This window comes from Rhizobium sp. BT04 (genome assembly GCF_030053135.1).
GTDB lineage: Bacteria > Pseudomonadota > Alphaproteobacteria > Rhizobiales > Rhizobiaceae > Rhizobium > Rhizobium binxianense.
Genome location: NZ_CP125652.1, coordinates 2,396,291 through 2,415,630 on the forward strand (window position 1 = coordinate 2,396,291; position 19,340 = coordinate 2,415,630).

Consider the following 19,340-nt stretch of genomic DNA (forward strand, 5'->3'; position numbering starts at 1 on the left):
TTGTTTTTGCGCAATTCCGGACGGAAAACCGCTTCGCACTTTTCCTGGAATTGCTCTAAAGCACGTCGCATCAAACCTGATTCATGTGACGTGCTTTAGGTCTTTGTTTTTACGCATGTCGTTGGCGCAAACCGCTGCACACTTTTGCGCGACATGCTTTAATCCATCATTTCCAGCTCGGCGCGGTGCCGATGCATGGCGAGAAGACGCCGGTAGTCGCGGTCATAAAGCGCCTGTTTCGCTTTGTCGGGAAGCCGTTCGTCGCCGCCCGGATACATCGCCTCGCCGGCTGCGGCCAGATCCCCATGCAAGCCGCAAGCGACGGATGCTGCGATCGCCGTGCCGAGCAGCACCGCCTCGTTCATCTTCGGCACCACGACCTTGCAGCCGGTGGCGTCGCTGTAGAGCTCCATCAACACCGGGTTCTTCACATGCCCGCCGGCAATATGCAGCGTATCGGGCACATAGCCGTATTCCTTCATCTTCTCCAGAATGTGGCGGATGCCGAGCGCAATCGCCACGGCGGTGCGCCAATAGAGCGTGCAGAGCCCGTCGAAGGAGCTATCGAGCGTCAGCCCGCTGACGACGCCGACGGCATGCGGATCGGCGAGCGGCGAGCGGTTGCCGTGAAAATCCGGCAACACGAAAATCCGCGCGCCGAAAGCATCGCCCTCCTCGGCCCGCAATTCGGCAATGCGCGCGACGATCTTCTGATGCAGCGCCGCCGTCGGCTCGCCACCGGCCGCATGCATGCGCACGATGTGGTCGAGCAGTGCCCCGGTTGCCGATTGCCCGGCCTCGACCAGCCAGGATTGCGGGAAGACCGCCTCGTAATAGGGACCCCACATGCCATGGCTCGGCTTGCGTTCCCTGGAGAAGGCAACGATGCAGCTCGACGTGCCGGCAATCAGTGCCAGCTGGCGCTCACGTTCTACAGGATCGGCAGCGTAGCCGCCGAGCGCACCGAGCGCACCGGCAAAGGCGTCGATCATGCCGGCCGAAACGCCGCAGTCCGTCGTTAGCCCGAGCGCCTCGGCCGCCTCCGCTGTCAGCCGGCCGACGCTGCCGCCGACAGGCGTGGTCTCATCCGGCAGGTGGCCGCGCGCCTGAAGGTCATCGAGGCCGATCCGCTCCAGGAAATCCTGCTGCCAGCCCTTTTCGAGATGAGCGAGATAGTTCCACTTCGCCGTCAGCGTGCAGCGCGAACGAGCAAGCGATCCGGTCGATTTCCACGTCATGAAGTCGGCGAGATCGAAGAAATAGCCGGCCTTTTCCCAGGTGGCGGGCAGCTTTTTCTTTAGCCACATCAGCTTCGGCATTTCCATCTCGGGCGACATCACATGCCCGGAATGCTCGAGCACCCGGTGTTCTGTCGCCGTGCAGAAATCGGCTTCCTTCAGCGCCCGGTGATCGAGCCAGACGATCGTGTCGAAGCGTGTCTCACCGCCTGTCGAAACGCTGATCTGGCCGCCTTGGACGTCACGCACGACAAGCGAACATGTGGCGTCGAAGCCGATCGCACCGACCGCGGCGGGATCGATGCCGGATTGCTCCAATGCCCGGCGCACTGCCATGCAGGCGGCGGACTAGATATCTTCGGAATCGTGCTCGGCATGGTTTTCGCGCGGCCGGTTCATCACGATCGGATGTTCGGCCTTGGCAAGCAGGCGACCGCGTGCATTGAAGACGCCGGCGCGCGCACTGCCCGTGCCGATATCCACCGCAACCACATGATCACGCATCAAATCTTGGTCCCGTCCAGCTTATGGTTGCGGACAAGGTGTATCAAATCCGGCATGGCGTCAAACACCACGTCAGGCGAAAGACGATCGAGTTCGGCGCGATATCCGGCGAAGTTGGCGTGCGATCCGCCGGTGAAGGCAAAGACCGTCATGCCGGCCGCCTTGGCGGCGGCAATGCCGGCCGGGCTGTCCTCAACGACGAGGCAATGCGCCGGCTGGACCTGCATTTCACGCGCCGCATGCAGGAAGAGATCGGGCGCCGGTTTGCCGCGCTTGACCATCGTCGCGCTGAAGATGTCGGGCAGCCGGTCGAGTAGCCCGGTGACGGACAGCGACAGCCGAATCCGCTCCATCTGGCTGGACGAGGCGACGCAGCAGCGAACACCAAGCCCGTCGATCGTCGCCGCGATACCGTCGATCGGCTTCAGTTCCGTGCGGAAACGGGCGTAAAGATCGGTGCGAATCCGCTCGAGAAATTCCTCGCCGGCGTGGACGTTGAATTCGGTTTCCAGCGTATCGATGAGCGTCGACAGGCTGCGGCCGAGAAAGCGCTCATAGGCCTGGTCTTCGGTGATCGAGACGCCGAGATCGTTCATCGCCGCGACCAGCACGCTGATCGAGATCGGCTCGCTATCGACGAGCACGCCATCGCAATCGAAGATGACCAGCCGTGGTTCAGCATCAGCCATGAAAGACCCAACCTGAGTTTAATTCGGACGCGTCACCGTCCCGCTTCGCTCGCAAGGCCGGACGGATGACGGCAGCGGACACCGCCATCCAATTTCCCTTACACTGCGAGCTTGCCGTCGAGATAGAGTTGCAGCGTCTCCCGCGTGCCTTTTTCCCACAGGGTTTTAAGCGCATGGCCAAAACGCTTGCGAAAAAGCTCGGATTTTGCCACTTCGCCGAAAACGTCGTCGAAGACGAGGAAGGCTGAAGGATCGTCCTTGGCTTTCAGCGCCGCTGCATGCAGGCGCTCGGCGCTGGCGTCGTTGAAGACGATATCCTTGCCGCTATCGGTCTTGCCGGCGAAATAACGGCACCAGAGTGCAGAAACCAGCGCCAGGCCGACGACATCCTTGCCCTGGCGCAGATTGTCGAGCGTCGACGGCAGGATGAATTTCGGCTGACGGTTCGAACCGTCCTGCGCCAGACGCGGAATGGTGTCGGCAATCTTCGGATTGAGCAGGCGATGCTCGATCAGGGCGAAATACTCGGTCAGCGACGTGTTCGGCACCGGCGGCACGATCGGAATGATCTCGTCGTTTTCGAGCTTGGCAAGGAAAGCGCGAATGAGCGGATCCTCCATGGAATCATGGACGAAATGAATATCCATCAGCGCCGCCGGATAGGCGATCGCGGCATGCCCGCCATTGAGGATGCGGATCTTCATATGCTCGTAGGGCGTGACATCGGGAACGAAGGTCACCCCGACCTTTTCCAGCGCCGGCCGGCCGGCGGTGAACTTATCCTCCAGCACCCATTGCTTGAATTCCTCGCAATAGACCGGCCAATTGTCCTCGATCTCAAAATTGTCCCTGAGGAAATCGATCTCCCGCTGGCCGGTTGCAGGCGTGATGCGGTCGACCATCGCGTTCGGGAAGGCGACATTTTCCCGGATCCAGTCGGCAAAACCGGGATCCGAAAGGGCAGCCGTGCCGACCACGGCATTGGCGGTGACGATGCCGTTATGGGGAATATTGTCGCAGGACATGACAGTGAAGGGACCGATACCCCTGGCGTTGCGCGCCTTCAGGCCGGCAACGATCAGGCCGAACACCGTCTTCGGCGCGTCGGGATTCTGCCCGTCGGCGGCGATCGCCGGATGGGCCGGATTGAATCGGCCCGATGCATCGATGAAATAACCACCCTCGGTGATCGTCAGCGAGACGATGCGGATTTCGGGATCGGCGAGCCTGGCGATGATCGCGGCGGGATCGCCGACCGGCAGGATATCGATCATCGGCGCGGTGACGCGCGCCGCCGTTTTGTTGTTGTCCTGCTCGACCACAGTCGTCAGGAAATCCTGTGCCGCAAGCTTTTCGCGCATAGCGGCATCCGACGGCAGCACGCCGGCGCCGACGATCGCCCAGTCGTGATCCGTGCCAGCGTTGAAGAGATCGTCGAGATAGATCGCCTGATGGGCACGGTGGAAATTGCCGACGCCGAAGTGCACGATGCCGGCTTTCAGCGACGCCCTGTCATAACAAGGGATGGCGGCAGTGCGCGCCACGTCCGAAAGCGTTGCCAGCGATAATTTGCACGTCATGTTCCAGTCCTCTTGAAGGTCTTGCCAAGACGGCCGGGCGCCATCGTCCGGCTCGCATGCTTGCCCCCAGCCCGGCAGTCCGCCCTAGATGGCAAGACCGCCCTCGTTGAATTTGTGAATACGCGAACGGTCGGGCGTCAGGTAGACGGTATCACCGGCCTTTGCGGCGAAATCGCCGCTGCCGCGCGCCGTCACCATGCCGATGTCTTCGGCATCGATATGCAGGAAGGTGTCGGAACCGAGATGTTCGGCCACCACGACCCTGCCCTTCCAGTCGCCGCTCTCCATCGACAGCAGCATATGTTCGGGACGGATGCCGATCGTATGCGCTCCAAGCTGAGCCGCGTTCTGCCCCTTGATGAAATTCATCTTCGGCGAGCCGATGAAGCCGGCGACGAACAGGTTGCGCGGGCGGCTGTAGAGCTCGAGCGGCGAGCCGACCTGCTCGATATTGCCCCTGTTCAACACGACGATCTTGTCGGCCATGGTCATCGCCTCGACCTGGTCGTGGGTGACGTAGACCATCGTCGTCTTCAGCTGCTGGTGCAACTCGCTGATTTCGAGGCGCATGTTGACGCGCAGTGCCGCATCGAGGTTCGACAGCGGTTCGTCGAACAGGAAGGCCGAAGGCTGACGCACAATGGCCCGGCCGATCGCCACGCGCTGGCGCTGGCCGCCGGACAGCTGGCGCGGCTTGCGTTCGAGATAGTCGGTAAGGTTCAGCACCCGGGCGGCATCCGTCACCTTGCGGTCGATCTCCGCCTTGTCGACGCCCGCCATCTTCAGCGGGAAGGCGATGTTGTTGCGCACGCTCATATGCGGATAGAGCGCATAGGATTGGAACACCATGGCAAGCCCGCGCTCCGACGGCGCCTTTTCGGTGGCGTCCCGGCCGTCGATGACGATCTTGCCGCCGGAAACGTCCTCGAGCCCGGCGATCAGCCTGAGCAGCGTGGACTTGCCGCAGCCCGACGGACCGACGAAGACAACGAATTCGCCGTCCTTGATGTCGAGATCGATCGAAGGGATGACCTTGGCTTCGCCGAAGACCTTGGAAACCTTCTGAAGGGTAATGCTGCCCATGTTTCTCTCCCTTTATCTTATTTCACTGCGCCGAAGGTCAGGCCGCGGACGAGTTGTTTCTGGCTGAACCAGCCGAGGATCAGGATCGGCGCGATAGCCATCGTCGATGCCGCCGACAGCTTGGCATAGAACAGGCCTTCGGGGCTGGAATAGGAGGCAATGAAGGCGGTCAGCGGCGCCGCTTTGGAGGCGGTGAGGTTGAGCGTCCAGAACGCCTCGTTCCAGGCGAGGATGATGTTCAAAAGCAGCGTCGAGGCAATGCCGGGCACCGCCATCGGCGTCAACACGTAGACGATCTCCTTCATCAGCGATGCCCCGTCCATACGCGCCGCTTCGAGGATTTCACCGGGGATTTCCTTGAAGTAGGTGTAGAGCATCCAGACGATAATCGGCAGGTTGATCAGCGTCAGCACGATCACAAGGCCGGTGCGCGTATCGAGCAGGCCCGAATTGCGGAACATCAGGTAGATCGGGATCAACGCGCCGACCGGCGGCATCATCTTGGTCGACAGCATCCACATCAGCACGTCCTTGGTCCGCTTGGTCGGCGAAAACGCCATGGCCCAGGCGGCCGGAATCGCGATGATCAGGCCGATCAGCGTCGAGCCGAAGGAGATGATCACCGAGTTCATGAAGTGGCTGAGATAGTTCGACCGGCTCTGCACCTCGGCATAATTCTCCGTCGTCCAGTGGAAGAACAGGAACTGCGGCGGCGAGGCGATGGCGTCGGCTTCCGACTTGAAGCTGGTCAGGAAGGTCCACAGAATCGGGAAGAAGATCAGAATGCCGAGCGTCCAGGCGATCGCGGTGACGATGAGCTTGCGCTTCGTTGTGACTTTTCTGGCCATCTCAAGCCTCCAGATTCTTGCCGACGAGGCGCACGAGAAAGATCGCGACGATATTGGCGAGGATAACAGCCACGATGCCGCCGGCCGATGCGCCGCCGATATCGAATTGCAGCAATGCCTGGGCATAGACGAGATAGGTAAGGTTGGTGCTGTCGGTGCCCGGCCCGCCATTGGTGGTGACGAGGATTTCGGCGAAGACCGAAAGCAGGAAGATTGTCTGGATCAGGATCACCACGGTGATGGCACGGGCCATATGCGGCAGGATGATATAGATGAATTTCGAGATCGGCCCGGCGCCGTCCATCTCGGCTGCTTCCTTCTGCTCCTCGTCGAGCGACTGCAGCGCCGTCAGCATGATGAGGGTGGCAAAGGGCAGCCATTGCCAGGCGACGATGAGAATGACGGAAAACAGCGGCGCATTCGCCAGCCAGTCGATCGGCTGCAGGCCGAGCGCCTTGGCAAGATGGGCAAAGAGGCCGTTGACCGGGTTCATGAACATGTTCTTCCAGACCAGCGCCGCCACCGTCGGCATGACGAAGAACGGCGCGATCACCAGGATGCGCACGATGCCCTGGCCGTACATCGGCTGGTCGAGCAACAGCGCAAAGGCGATGCCGCCGATGACGGTGATCAACAGGACGCCGGCGACGAGCAGCAGCGTATTGATCAGCGCCGCGATGAAGGCCGGGTCGGACAGGAAATATTCATAGTTCAGGAAACCGACGAAGTTTTCCATGCCGGGGTTGAGCAGATTGTAGTTTAGCAGCGAGAAATAGATCGTCATCGCCAGCGGGACGATCATCCACGCAAAGAGCAGCAGCACGGAGGGCGCAATCATCAGGCGCGCAGCGGAGCGGGTATGTAAAGTTGCCATGGCAATCACCGATCTGAACTGAAGCGGGGAGCGGCCGCAGGAAAGCTTTGTCTGAAAACAGAGGCCGCCGATGCAGTTCGGGCAATCGGCGGCCCAGAGGGGCGGAGTGTCAAGGATCCGCCCCTTGCTCGGGAGGCTTTATTTGATGTAGCCGGCCTTGGTCATTTCGCGGGTTGCCAGCTGCTGTGCACTCTGCAGGGCCTGGTCGACCGAAATCTGACCGGCAAGGGCTGCCGAGAATTGCTGGCCCACCGCCGTGCCGATACCCTGGAATTCCGGGATCGCCACGAACTGGACGCCAACATAGGGGACCGGCTTGACGGTCGGCTTGCTCGGGTCGGCCGAGTTGATCGAGTCGAGCGTCGTCTTGGCGAAGGGAGCCGCCTTTTGGTACTCCGCATTCGCATAGAGCGAGCTGCGGGTACCGGGAGGTGCATTCAGCCAGCCTTCCTTCTCGGCAACGAGGTTGGTGTAATCCTTGCTCGTGGCCCAGGCGACGAACTTTTCGGCGGCTTCGGCCTTCTGCGAACCCGCCGGGATGGCGAGGCTCCAGGCCCACAGCCAGTTGCCGCGCTTGCCGAGACCCTTGTCCGGAGCGAGCGCGAAGCCGACCTTGTCGGCGACGGTCGATTCCTTCGGGTTGCTGACGAAGGACGCAGCGACGGTCGCGTCGATCCACATGCCGCACTTGCCGGTCTGGAACAGTGCCAGGTTCTCGTTGAAGCCGTTGGAGGAAGCGCCCGGAGGGCCGGCATCCTTCATCAGCTTGACGTAGAAATCGAGCGTGTCCTTCCACTCCGGCTGATCGAACTGCGGCTTCCACTTTTCATCGAACCAGCGCGCGCCGAAGGAATTGGACATGGCCGTCAGAAAGGCCATGTTCTCGCCCCAGCCGGCCTTGCCGCGCAGGCAGATGCCGTAGACTTCCTTGTCCTTGTTGGTGATCTTGCGGGCAGCATCCGCAATGAAGTCCCAGGTCGGGGCGTCGGGCATCTTCAAGCCGGCGGCGTCGAACAGGTCCTTGCGGTACATGACCATCGAGCTTTCGCCGTAGAACGGCGCCGCATAGAGCTTGCCATCCAGGGTCAGGCCGCTGCGGATCGCCGGCAGCAGGTCGTCGACGTCGTAGTTGGCGCCGAGATTGTCGAGCGGCACCAGCCAGCCCTGCTTTGCCCAGATCGGAACTTCATAAGTGCCGATCGTCAGAACGTCGTATTGGCCGCCCTTGGTCGCGATGTCGGTCGTGACCTTCTGGCGCAGCACGTTTTCTTCGAGGGTTACCCATTCAAGGTCGATGCCGGGATTCTTCGCCTTGAAATCATCCGTCAGCTTCTGCATCCGGATCATGTCGCCGTTGTTCACGGTTGCGATTGTCAGCGTCTCGGCCGAAGCCATGCCGGCAAACGCCAGCGCTGAGCAGGCGCCCAGCAGAAAAGTTCTCAATGTCATATCTTCCTCCCAGAAGATGAGGTGTGAGCATTCGCTTTGCTCATGAGCAATTACTCACCATGCGGCGAAAAATGTCAATCGGCAATCGTTGCTGCAATGCCGAAGGATATATCTATACTATTGATTTTAAATAATAATTTTTTGCTCAGCTCCTGAGCAAAAACTCAGCCGTGTCTTCGTCAGTAATGAGGCCGTTGATCTGATGGCCGACAACGGCCGCCCTGATCGCCTTGAATTTCCGCTTGCCCTTGGCCAGCCCAATGACCATCGACGCGTCGCGGGACGGGATCGGCGCCGATGCGACGCGCTCGTTGATCGGGTTGTCGAGCAACCTGCCGTCGACATCGAAGATCCAGCCGCAGATCTCGCCGACGGCGCCCCCGCGCATCAATTCCATCATCTCGTCCTTCTCGAGAAAACCGTCGACGCAGAGCGGACCGTCGATGCCGAGCTCGCCGATGCCGACGAAGGTGACGTTGGCCTGGGCGCTCATGTCGAGCGTCGAGCGCACGAGTTGCTGGCCGTGCAGCAGCTCCCGCTCCTCGGCCGAGGTGACGAGCACCGGCAGCGGCATCGGAAAGTGCCGCGCCTTCACCGCATCCGCCATGCTGAAGATGACGTTGTAATAGGCCGCCGATCCGTCCGGTGCGATATTGCCGGTCAGCGAAACGATGCGGTGATTGGGACATTCGATCACCGGAAGCTGATCGACGGCCGCCTTCAGCGTGCGGCCGGTACCGACCGCAAGCACGATCGGCTCCGGCCGCTTCAGCCAACGCTCGATCTCGGCTGCCGCCGCCTCGGCGATTCCGACGGTGGTCGACGACGAACCGGGATCGCTCGGCACCACCTCCACCTGTTTCAGTCCGAATTTTCGCCGCAACTGTTCGGCGAGTTCAAGACAGGCAGCGATCGGATGATCGAGCCGCACCTTGATCAGACGCTCGGCGACGGCAAGCGACACCAGCCGCTGCGCCGACTGTCGCGAGATACCCATCGAGGCGGCAATTTCGTCCTGGGTGCGCCCGGCGACGTAATAGAGCCAGCCGGCCCGCGCCGCATCGTCGAGCCGTGCGGGAGTCTCGGATCTTTTTGCCATCTAATGCCTACCGCGCAAAGTGAGCCGGCTTGTCGCCGCCGAACATGATTTCGAGTCTCTATCGCGCCAGATCAAAACAAAAATCCGGCAAATGTCGAGCCTGTTGAAAAGAGCGCCGCCAAATAACCGCGGTCGCTGATGCAAATCAGGCAAACCATTGCACGATGAGATAGATCGCCGCCTTCACCAGACCGTAGATCACGCCGCCGGCGATGACGAGCGACACCGCGGTCATCACGAAACCGACGAGCGCAAAGAGCCCGTCACGGCCCAATATGCCGAAAGCAAAGACCGAAATGGTGATCGCAGGCAGGATGTTGCCGAGCGGGACCGGCAGCAGCAGCACGATCGACAGCAGCAGGCATGCGGCCCCGGCGAGATATTCCGCCGGCGGCTCGGCAAAGATCGCCAGCCTCGGCTTCAACATGCGCTCCGCCCAGGCGAGCCAGCGGTGAATGCGGCCGACGATAGTCTCGAAATCCTCCCGCCGCATCGAACGGTTGGCAATCACCTTAGGCAGCCAGGGTTTCATCCCGAAGGTCAGTTGCGCTGCCAGGAACACCAAGGGCGCGCCGAGGACGGCGGACGTGCCCGGCGGCGTGGGAAAGGCGTTCGGCAGGGCAAAGATCAGCATCAACGCGCCGATCGCCCTGTCACCCATCGTGTCGAACAGGTCGCCGATCGAGATCCGCTCACGGCTCTGATCGGCGGCCATCTGCCGTAAAATGGATGAGAGGCGGCGGCCTTTGGGACGTGGTCTTCGGATGGTACTGTTTTCTCTCGTATCGATGGTCGTGGGTCCGGCAGTTTGTGAAAGTGTAGGGTCGGATTCTGGCGATGCAATATGCCAATTGAATGACTTGCGGGGTTAGAAATTGTGGATGCGATCGGAGTCGATCCGACCATCCGATCTCCCCACCTGTTGGCGATGTTTGGCAGAACGGAAGGGCGCCACACGGCACGTCCCTGAAGCAGGCGACATCGCTGCCGAATGAGCGCTTGAAATTCCCCGCCAACAATGCAAGCAGACGCGGGAGACCAGAGAAACGGCGGAGTGGCAATGATCATTTCATTCGATATCGGTGGCTCCGCCATCAAGGGCGGCATCGCCCGCTCCGAGACGGATATCGTTCCCCTCGGCCGCCGCCCGACGCCCAAGGATGATTTCGCCGCTTTCGTCGAGACCCTGCGCGCCATCATCGCCGAGACCGGCGAAGAGCCGAGCCGCATCGCGCTGTCCATCGCCGGCGTCGTCGATCCAGATACGCAGCGGCTGATCTGCGCCAACATTCCCTGTATCCACGAACGTAGGCTCGCAGCCGATCTCGAAGCCGAACTCGGCTTGGCCGTACTGGTCGCCAACGACGCCGACTGTTTTGCCATGGCCGAAGCCGGCCTCGGCGCCGGCCGCGGCCACCGCATCGTCTTCGGCGCCATCCTCGGCACCGGCGTCGGCGGCGGCCTGGTTGCCGACGGCCGCCTCGTCAACGAGGCCGGCGGTTTTGCCGGCGAATGGGGTCACGGGCCGATCATCGCATCTGCAGCCGGCAATCCGCCTGTGGCCATCCCGGCCTATGCCTGCGGCTGCGGCCAGAAGGGCTGCGTCGACACCGTCGGCGGCGCCCGCGGCCTGGAGCGGCTGCACCAGACGCTGCACGATCTCGACCTTTCCAGCGAGGAGATCATCGACCAGTGGCAACGTGGCGAGGAAAAGGCGACACGCACCATCGACGTCTACGTCGATCTCGTCGCCTCGCCCCTGGCGCTGACCGTCAACATAACAGGCGCGACCATCGTGCCGGTCGGCGGCGGGCTTTCCAATGTCGAGCTGCTGCTTACCGAGCTCGACCACGCCGTGCGCGCCCGCATCCTGCGCAAATTCGACCGCCCGCTGGTGGTATCAAGCGAATGCCGCATCGAACCCGGCCTGATCGGCGCCGCACTGCTGGGACTGAAGGCCGAGGCGGCCTAGAAATCATCCGGACCTAAAGCACCGGCCACATCCGCACGATCGCAGCGAAGCGATCCCAGTCCTTGCGCGCCGAAGGCGTCCAGGCAGCCTCGGCAACGGCCGAAAGGCGCGGAAAAACCAGCCGGTTGAAATAGGCGCGTGACAGGAAGTTCTCCGTCCAGATGCAGGCCTGGATGCCGCGCATCTTCTGCCGCAGCACTTCCGGCAGTTCACCCTCGGCCTCGTAAGCATAGGTGTGTTCCGGCGGGCTGAAGCCCGCCCAGCTCGCGCCGGGTTCAGACCAGGCTTCGGCCTGCGCCATGTCGAGATAATAGGCCTGGCCCGGCGTCATCACCACCTCATAGCCTTCCTCAGCCAGCTCGATGCCGACGGCAGGCTTTTCCCAGGCCATCAGCAGCGTGCCGCCGGGCTCGACGCCGCCGCCATGCGAAACCTCGTTCCAGCCGGCGAGCTTCCTGCCGCGCTCCGACAGCAAGGCTTTGACGCGTTTCAGGAAATAGGATTGCAGCTCGGCGGTGCCGGCCAGTTTCTCCCGTTCCATCAGCGCCTTGCAGAGCGGCGAGGAAAGCCAGGCACCTCGCGCCACTTCGTCACCGCCGATATGAACATATTCGCCGGGAAACAGCGTCACCATCTCATCGAACACCTTGCCGAGGAATTCATAGGTGAAGTCCACCGCCGGGTTGAGGGCGTTGTTGGGATAACCCTGCACTGCGCGGTAGCTGTCCGGCGCCTCCTGCCCGTCGACGAGCGCGGGCAGCGAGAGCAGCGTCGCGGTGCTGTGGCCGGGAATATCGATTTCCGGCACCACCTCGATATGCAGCGAGGCGGCATGCGCAACGATCCGCCTGACATCGTCCTGCGTGTAATGGCCGGAGCGCGGTTCCGCCCCGTCGCCGAGCTGCGGCACCAGCACGTCATCGGGCCCGCGCCGGGCACCGATCTCCGTCAGGGCGGGATAGGCCTTGATCTCCAGCCGCCAGGCTTCGTCGTCGGTCAGATGCCAATGGAAGATGTTGAGCTTGTTCCAGGCGAGGATGTCGATCAGCCGCACGACGTCGGCCACCGGATAGAACTGCCTGGACACGTCAAGGTGGCAGCCGCGCCAGTCGTAACGGGGCTGGTCGGCGATCGCGCCGAAATTCGGAAATTTGAAGCTTTCGCGATCGGTGCGAGCACCATGCAGCAGTTGCGCCAGGCTGATCAGCCCATAGTGCCGCCCGGCGGCATCTGCACTCGACAGCACGATTTCATGCGAGGAGAAACGCAGTTCGTAAGCGAAGGCGGCGATCGACGATTCGGTAACGAAACGAATGGCTCGCCCGCCCTTGAGTGCACCGAGCGAAAACGGCGCGTTCTCGGCAGGATAGAGCCGCTGGTAAAGCGCCAGAACCAGGGAGAGCGCCTTGATCGCATCGGGCCGGCTCCTTTCGACGGGATAAAGAACATCAGGCAGATCTCCCGCCTTCAGCCCGAGCGCCAGCGGCCAGGGCAGCAGCGCATATGGCTCCTCGGCCCGGCCCGGCGGCAGAAGCGGCGGCGCCACGCCGCCATCCCGGCCTTCGAGCATGAGATCGCCGAAACCGACAGGAACATGGCCCCCGTCGCCAAGTGTCAGATAGGCCGATTTGATGCCTGAAGTCGCATGTTTCGGCTCTCTGGTCAGCCCCTCGATGGTGAACCGCCAGCGGCCGCCCGGCGACACGCTCAGGCCGTCGGGCGGCAGGAATTGGTGGAAATGCGCGATCTGTCGCTTCAGGCTGCCGCCATCGCAGACATGTTTGTCCGCAACGCGCGTCTCCGACGTATAGGCGAGCGAGAAGCCGGACAGCGGCTCGGTCGAAAGATTGAACAGCGTGAAGGTCAAGCGCCCAAAGCTGCCCTCGATCGGGCTCCAGCTTGCTTCCAGATGGTAATCGGCCATGGTCGTGCCCTGCCCGTTCGATGTGTGACCGGGATCGCGACTGGCCTCCCGGCTGCTTTCCCAGCTTAGCTTTTTTGAGGCGGCAATGGAATCGGCGCGCAGGTTCGGGCGGCGGCGGTGACAGCCCGTTGAGAGCAATTCCAGCAAAAGTGCGTCGCGGTTTTGCGTCCGGAATTGCGTTAAAACAAAGAGATAGAGCATCTCCGTGATTCGGAGAAAAACGGAAATGCTCTAGAGGCGAACTGTCAGGCCCCGCGGGTTCAGCAGCGGCGCGTTTTGATGGGGGCCCGCGACCGCGCAAAGGAAAACGGCGCGGCTTTCGCCGCGCCGCCCTCACTCTGCTGCCAACGCCGGCGGATGTCTGTCATCCGCCTCTTCCTGGATGGCGTCGGCATCCCTGCCTGGCTCATCCTTCGCCTTCGGCTCCCGGCCGAAGAAAAGAGCGTAACCGGCGGGCAGAACCAGAATGGTCAGCACGGTCGCAACCAGGATGCCGCCCATCATCGCGTAGGCGAGCGGACCCCAGAAGACGCCGCGCGAGATCGGGATCAGCGCCAGCACCGCGGTCAGCGCCGTCAGCATGATCGGCCGGAAACGCCGCACGGCCGCGCCGACGATCGCCTCCTGCCGGTGCATGCCGGCCTTGATATCCTGGTCGATCTGATCGACCAGGATGATCGAGTTGCGCATGATGATGCCGAGCAGCGCGATGACGCCGAGGATCGCCACGAAGCCGAAGGGGGCGCCGCTGATCAGCAAGGCCGCAGCCGCACCGATGATCCCGAGCGGTCCGGTGGCGAGCACCAGCATCGCCTTGCCGAAGTGCTGCAGCTGTATCATCAGCAGCACGATGATGACGGCGAGCATGATCGGCGCCTTGGCGGCGATCGACATCTGGCTTTCCGCCGCATCCTCGGCGCCGCCCTGGATCTCGACCTTGTAGCCGGCCGGCAGGCTGTCGCGCAGGTCCTTCATGTCGGCATACATCTTCATGACAACGTCGTTCGGCTGCACACCATCAGGCAGCGTCGCACGCACGGTGATCGTCGGCAGGCGGTTGCGCCGCCATTCGATGCCCTGCTCCATCACAGGCACGACCTTGGCGACCTGCGAGACCGGCACGAAGCCGCCGAAATCCGTCGGCACATAGACGGATTTGACCGCCGACAGCAGCGAACGGCTGGCATCCGGCTCGCGGGCGACGATCGAGACCGTCTCCTCGCCGTCGCGAAAATCGTCGAGTGCCGCACCCGACATGGCGGTCTGCAGCATCTGGCGCACGCGCTGCGAGGTGACGCCGAGCGCCCGGGCGCGGTCCTGGTCGATCACCAGCTTCATCGCCGGCACCTCTTCCAGCCAGTCGTCATGGATGGCGCCGAGCATCGGATTGGCCTGGAAGCGCGCCTTCACCTGATCGGCAATCGCCCTGACTTCCCCGCGGTCCGGTCCCATGACACGCATCTGCACCGGCCAGCCTGTGGGCGGGCCGAGGAAGAGGCGGTCGACCTTGCCGCGAATGTCGGGGAAGTCTTCGGAAAGGATCGTCCGCAGCTTGACGATCAGCCGTTCGCGCGCCGGTTCGTCATTGGCCATGACGAGCAGCTGGGCGAAGTTCGGATTGCGCAGCTGCTGGTCGAGCGGCAGGAAGAAACGCGGCGCGCCTTCACCGATATAGGTGGCGATGAACTTCTTGTCGGGGTCGTCCATCATCTTCGCTTCGAGCGCCTTTGCCTGGACCTCGACCTCCTTGATGCTGGTGCCCTCGGGCAGCCAGAGATCGACGAGGATTTCCGGCCGCGAGGATTGCGGGAAGAAATTCTGCGGAATGAACTGGAAGGCCCAGAGGCTGGTGACGAAGGTGCCGAGTGTCAGAAGCAGCACGATGACCCGGTGGCGCACCGCCCAGCCGACAGTGCCGCGCAGCCGGCGATAAAAACCGGTGTCGAAGGCATCGTGATGCTCGCCGGCGTGATGGCGCTGCTTGAGGATCATATAGCCGAGCCACGGCGTGAAGTAGACCGCGACGAACCACGAGGTGACAAGCGCGATGCCGACGACATAGAACAGCGAGCGCACATATTCGCCGGCTGTCGATGCGGCAAAGCCGACCGGAATGAAGCCGGCGGTGGTGATCAACGTGCCCGTCAGCATCGGGAAGGCGGTCGAGGAATAGGCGAAGCTTGCCGCCTCGATCTTGACCAGCCCCTCCTCCAGCTTCCGCTCCATCATCTCGACGACGATCATCGCATCGTCGACAAGCAGGCCGAGCGCGATGATCAATGCCCCCAGCGAGATGCGCTGCAGGTCGATGCCGAGTTCGTACATCAGTGCGAAGGTGGCGGCGAGCACCAGCGGAATGGCGATGGCGATGACCAGACCCGAGCGCCAGCCGATCGACAGGAACGAAACGACCAGCACGATGACCAAGGCTTCGCCGAGCGCATGCATGAATTCGCTGACCGCATCCGTCACCACGTCGGGCTGGTTGGCGATCTGATCGACGGCAACGCCGTAAGGCAGCGCCTCCTCGAAGCGCTGATAGGTCGCCTCCACACCCTTGCCGACATCGGTGACGTTGAAGCCCTTGGCCATGACGACGCCGACCTGGACGCTGTCGTGGCCGTTGAAGCGGTATTTGCGCTGATAGGGATCTTCGAGCCCGGAACTGACGGTGGCGATATCGCCGAGCCGCGTCACCTGGCCGCCGGCGCGCAGGCGCAGCTCGCGGATATCGACCGCCTTCTTCACGTCGCCTTCGACGGAGATGCGCACCGAACGCAGGCCGGTATCGACGGAGCCCGCCGCATCGACATTGTTCTGGCCCTTGATGGCGTTCTGCAGATCGAGGATCGTCAGGCCGCGTTCGGCGAGCGCCTTGGACGAGACGTCGATATAGATCTTCTCAGGCTGGTCGCCGATGATGACGGCCTTCTCGACGCCGGGCGTCGTCAGCAGCATGTCGCGCGCCTGGATCGCGAATTTCTTCAGCTCCGGATAGGAATAGCCGTCGCCGCTGATCGAATGCAGCGTGATGAACGTGTCGCCGAACTCGTCGTTGAAATAGGGGCCGAGCAGGCCCTGCGGCAGCTCGCTGGAGATGTCGCCGACCTTCTTGCGCACCTGGTAGAAAGCATCAGCCACATCCTTCGAATTCGTGTCGCCCTTGACCTGCAGGGTGATGATCGCGCTGCCCGCCCGCGTATAGGACTTGACCCAGTCGATATGCGGCGTTTCCTGCAGCTTGCGCTCGATCTTGTTGACGACCTGATCTTCCATTTCCTGGATGGAAGCACCTGGCCAGATCGCCTGAACGACCATGACACGGAAGGTGAATTCCGGGTCCTCGCGCTGGCCCATCCGCATCAGGCCGAGCACGCCGGTGATGATGATCAGCCCGAAGAGGAAGCGGGCGATGCTCGGATGCCCGATCGCCCAGCGCGACAGATTGAAGGGGCGCTTCTCGGTGGTGGTGGCGTCCATGGTCTTGTTCCCTATCCTATGGCGCGATCAACGGACCGTTTGGTCCGTGGCGGCCAGGGCCGACTGCTGGTCCGGCACCTTCACCTTCAGATTTTCGCTCATGAACTGCGTGCCGGCGGAAACGACGAGATCGCCGGTATCGAGGCCCTCGGTTACATGCACGCCGTCGCCGGTGAAATCGGCGACCTTGATATCGCGGCCATGCACGGTCGCCGTGTCGCGGTCGACGGTCCAGACCATCTGCTTGCCGTCTTTCTCGGCGAGTGCGCTGAGCGGAATCGAGACATAGCTGTTGCCGTTTCTGACATCGGCCTCGATCGTCGCCGTCATGCCGAGCAGCACCTGCGGATCGTTTGGCAGGCTCACCCGAACCGCAAAGGTGCGCGACTGCTGGTCGGCGCTGCCGGAAACCTCACGCACCTTGCCGTCGAGCACCAGCCTGTCGTCGGCCCAGAAGCTGGCCTTGACTGTCTTGCCCGGCTTGAATTCGGCAATGTCGTTTTCCGGAACCGCGATCTGCACTTCCTTCTCACCGTCGACGGCAACGGCGACGACTGCGGTGCCCGACGCAACGACCTGGCCGACATCGGCATTGATCGTCGTGACAATCCCGTTGTAATCGGCCTTCAGCTCCGCATAACTCACCTGGTTCTTCGCCTGATCCAGCGCCGAGGCGGCGGCATCGCGGCTTGAAACGGCCTGATCGTAACTGAGCGACGCCTGCTCGAGCTGGGATTTTGGCGAAACGTTCTTGTCGAAGAGCTGCTGATTGCGCTTGTTGACGAGATCGGCGGTTTCGACGCCTTTTTCAGCGGCTGCGAGATTGGCTTCCGCCGTCTTGACCGCCAGCTGGTAATCGGTGGCATCCATCCGAGCGAGCACGTCGCCCGGCTTCACCTTGTCGCCGATATCGACGAGGCGTTCGGTGATCTTGCCCGCGACGCGAAAGCCAAGGTTCATCTCCGTGCGCGCCTTGACCGAGCCGGAATAGTCGAGCTTGCGCGTATCGCCGGCCTTGGCGATCTCGACGACCTTCACCGGCCGGATGACTTGTTTGACCTCAGCCTTCTCTTCCGAGCAGGCGGAAAGACCGATGACGCCGACGAGCACGAGGCTGGCGACGGACGGCATGCGGTGGCTGAGGGTCTTGAGCGAAAACATCTTCCGCACTCCTGGATCGTTTCGGGGGGTCCGACGGCGGCTGCCGTCCATTATTTCTTCAGCGCCCTGATGACGTAGTCGATCAGTTCGTCGACGCTTGCGCGGTTGGTTTTGGCAAGGCATTGCGCCACCATTTGCGGATGGCAGAGATTGATCGTCGCCGCGCCGAAGCAGCGCGAGGCAATGACCGGGTCCTGCTCGGCGAACTCGCCGGCGGCAATGCCTTCGGCGATGATTTCGGCAATGAGATCATGGACGCGGTCGATATGTTTTTCGATGACGTGCCAGTCGCGCTCGATCGCAACGATGATCATCTCATGCACCTTCATCTCATCGAGCATCAGATCCAGCGTCAATTGATGCTGGGTCTCGACATAGCGGCGCAGCCGTTCGCTGGCGCTGAGCGGCTGATGGCGGATGTCGTAGGCAATTTGATAAGCGGTGGCGAGCATGCGTCCGCAGAGCGCCTGGTGGATTTCCACCTTGGAGGCGAAGAAACGATAAATATTGGCGGGCGACATGCCGAGATCGCGGGCGATATCGGCCACCGTCGTCTTGCTGTAACCATAGTGCCGAAACAGCCGCTCGGCCGCATCGAGAATGCGTGTGACATTCTCCTGTCGGGTGATGTCGAGCGTGTTTTCCGCAATCTCGTCCATGACTTTCGATGCCTCGAATTACGACTGACGAATTTTGAATTTCGTCAGTCGTAAAATATCAGCCGTCATTTGTCAATCCCGCCGCGCAACGCTACGCTCGAACGTATGGAGTTCGGTCGCTTGCTGTGGAAGACCTTGTGGAGCAAGTGGAGGATGAGGATCGAGCGCAATTGAAAAGTGCCGCGACGCGAGACGCGCGCGGCACCTCGTCGGCGGCAGCCGGAAATCAGCCGAGCTTGACGTCGAGCGTGATCGGAACGGAGGCGAGCGCCTTGGAAACCGGGCAGCCGGCCTTCGCCTTGTTGGCGAGTTCGGTGAAGGTCGCCTCATCGGCCCCGGGGATACGGCCGGAGAGCGAAAGATGGATGGCGGTGATGGCAAAGCCGCCCTCGACGCTTTCAAGCGTCACCTTGGCGGAGGTTTCCATGTACTCCGCCGTAAAGCCGGCTTCGCCGAGGATCAACGACAGCGCCATGGTGAAGCAGCCGGCATGAGCGGCACCGATCAGCTCTTCCGGGTTGGTGCCGGGAATGCCCTCGAAGCGGCTGGCAAAGCCGTAGGGATAGTCTTTCAGGGCGCCGCTCTGCGTCGAGATCAGGCCTTTGCCGTCCTTGAGACCACCGGTCCAATGGGCCGAAGCCGTACGATTGATTTGCATGCCATCCTCCTGTTTTCGATTGTGTCTTCAGGAGCGGCAGGGCGCCGCTCCAAGCCTGCGGGAGATCAGATTGCCCCCAATGAGCAATATAATGCTCTATCTTCAGAAGACGACAGGCTTGT

General features: G+C 62.0%; 14 protein-coding genes and 1 pseudogene. 1 reads left to right on the forward strand and 14 read right to left on the reverse strand.

Annotation, left to right across the window (positions count from 1 at the left end; translation table 11 throughout):
* Positions 1–158: 158 nt before the first annotated feature.
* The 9 genes and pseudogenes from QMO82_RS20195 to QMO82_RS20235 form a co-directional block, all read right to left on the reverse strand.
* Positions 159–1,742 (reverse strand): annotated as a pseudogene (locus QMO82_RS20195) (FGGY-family carbohydrate kinase).
* Positions 1,742–2,431 carry an HAD family phosphatase gene (locus QMO82_RS20200; RefSeq protein ID WP_183609420.1) on the reverse strand — a complete coding sequence of 230 codons (690 nt, stop codon included), beginning with the start codon at positions 2,429–2,431 and terminating at the stop codon, positions 1,742–1,744. Before QMO82_RS20200 ends, QMO82_RS20195 begins: the two are co-directional and overlap by 1 nt.
* Before the next feature lie 98 nt (positions 2,432–2,529).
* Positions 2,530–4,011 carry a mannitol dehydrogenase family protein gene (locus tag QMO82_RS20205; protein ID WP_183609419.1) on the reverse strand — a complete coding sequence of 494 codons (1,482 nt, stop codon included), beginning with the start codon at positions 4,009–4,011 and terminating at the stop codon, positions 2,530–2,532.
* 84 nt (positions 4,012–4,095) lie between these two features.
* Positions 4,096–5,094, reverse strand: a complete 999-nt coding sequence (locus tag QMO82_RS20210; RefSeq protein ID WP_183609418.1) for an ABC transporter ATP-binding protein — start codon at positions 5,092–5,094, stop codon at positions 4,096–4,098.
* A 17-nt stretch (positions 5,095–5,111) separates the two neighbouring features.
* Entirely contained in the window at positions 5,112–5,942 is an 831-nt protein-coding gene (locus QMO82_RS20215; RefSeq protein ID WP_018483649.1) for a carbohydrate ABC transporter permease, read from the reverse strand.
* A gap of 1 nt (position 5,943) precedes the next feature.
* Positions 5,944–6,816, reverse strand: coding sequence for a carbohydrate ABC transporter permease (locus tag QMO82_RS20220; RefSeq protein ID WP_183609656.1), 873 nt, complete (start codon positions 6,814–6,816; stop codon positions 5,944–5,946).
* Positions 6,817–6,954: 138 nt separating this feature from the next.
* Positions 6,955–8,265, reverse strand: a complete 1,311-nt coding sequence (locus QMO82_RS20225; RefSeq protein ID WP_183609417.1) for a sugar ABC transporter substrate-binding protein — start codon at positions 8,263–8,265, stop codon at positions 6,955–6,957.
* A 145-nt stretch (positions 8,266–8,410) separates the two neighbouring features.
* Complete coding sequence (locus QMO82_RS20230; protein ID WP_183609416.1) at positions 8,411–9,364, reverse strand: sugar-binding transcriptional regulator; 954 nt, start codon at positions 9,362–9,364, stop codon at positions 8,411–8,413.
* Positions 9,365–9,509: 145 nt separating this feature from the next.
* Complete coding sequence (locus QMO82_RS20235; RefSeq protein ID WP_210305862.1) at positions 9,510–10,079, reverse strand: exopolysaccharide biosynthesis protein; 570 nt, start codon at positions 10,077–10,079, stop codon at positions 9,510–9,512.
* Between the two features lie 345 nt (positions 10,080–10,424).
* Here QMO82_RS20235 and QMO82_RS20240 point away from each other — a divergent pair, with 345 nt between their 5' ends.
* Positions 10,425–11,336, forward strand: coding sequence for an ROK family protein (locus tag QMO82_RS20240; RefSeq protein WP_183609415.1), 912 nt, complete (start codon positions 10,425–10,427; stop codon positions 11,334–11,336).
* Positions 11,337–11,349: 13 nt separating this feature from the next.
* On the opposite strand, the gene QMO82_RS20245 is transcribed toward QMO82_RS20240, so the two are convergent.
* The 5 genes from QMO82_RS20245 to QMO82_RS20265 form a co-directional block, all read right to left on the reverse strand.
* Positions 11,350–13,260, reverse strand: coding sequence for a beta-N-acetylhexosaminidase (locus tag QMO82_RS20245; protein WP_183609414.1), 1,911 nt, complete (start codon positions 13,258–13,260; stop codon positions 11,350–11,352).
* A 333-nt stretch (positions 13,261–13,593) separates the two neighbouring features.
* Entirely contained in the window at positions 13,594–16,740 is a 3,147-nt protein-coding gene (locus QMO82_RS20250; protein WP_183609413.1) for an efflux RND transporter permease subunit, read from the reverse strand.
* 27 nt (positions 16,741–16,767) lie between these two features.
* Positions 16,768–17,901, reverse strand: coding sequence for an efflux RND transporter periplasmic adaptor subunit (locus tag QMO82_RS20255; RefSeq protein ID WP_183609412.1), 1,134 nt, complete (start codon positions 17,899–17,901; stop codon positions 16,768–16,770).
* Positions 17,902–17,951: 50 nt separating this feature from the next.
* Complete coding sequence (locus tag QMO82_RS20260) at positions 17,952–18,560, reverse strand: TetR family transcriptional regulator (protein WP_183609411.1); 609 nt, start codon at positions 18,558–18,560, stop codon at positions 17,952–17,954.
* Between the two features lie 226 nt (positions 18,561–18,786).
* Positions 18,787–19,218: an OsmC family protein gene (locus QMO82_RS20265; RefSeq protein ID WP_183609410.1), complete on the reverse strand. Its 432-nt coding sequence runs from the start codon at positions 19,216–19,218 to the stop codon at positions 18,787–18,789.
* Positions 19,219–19,340 lie beyond the last annotated feature (122 nt).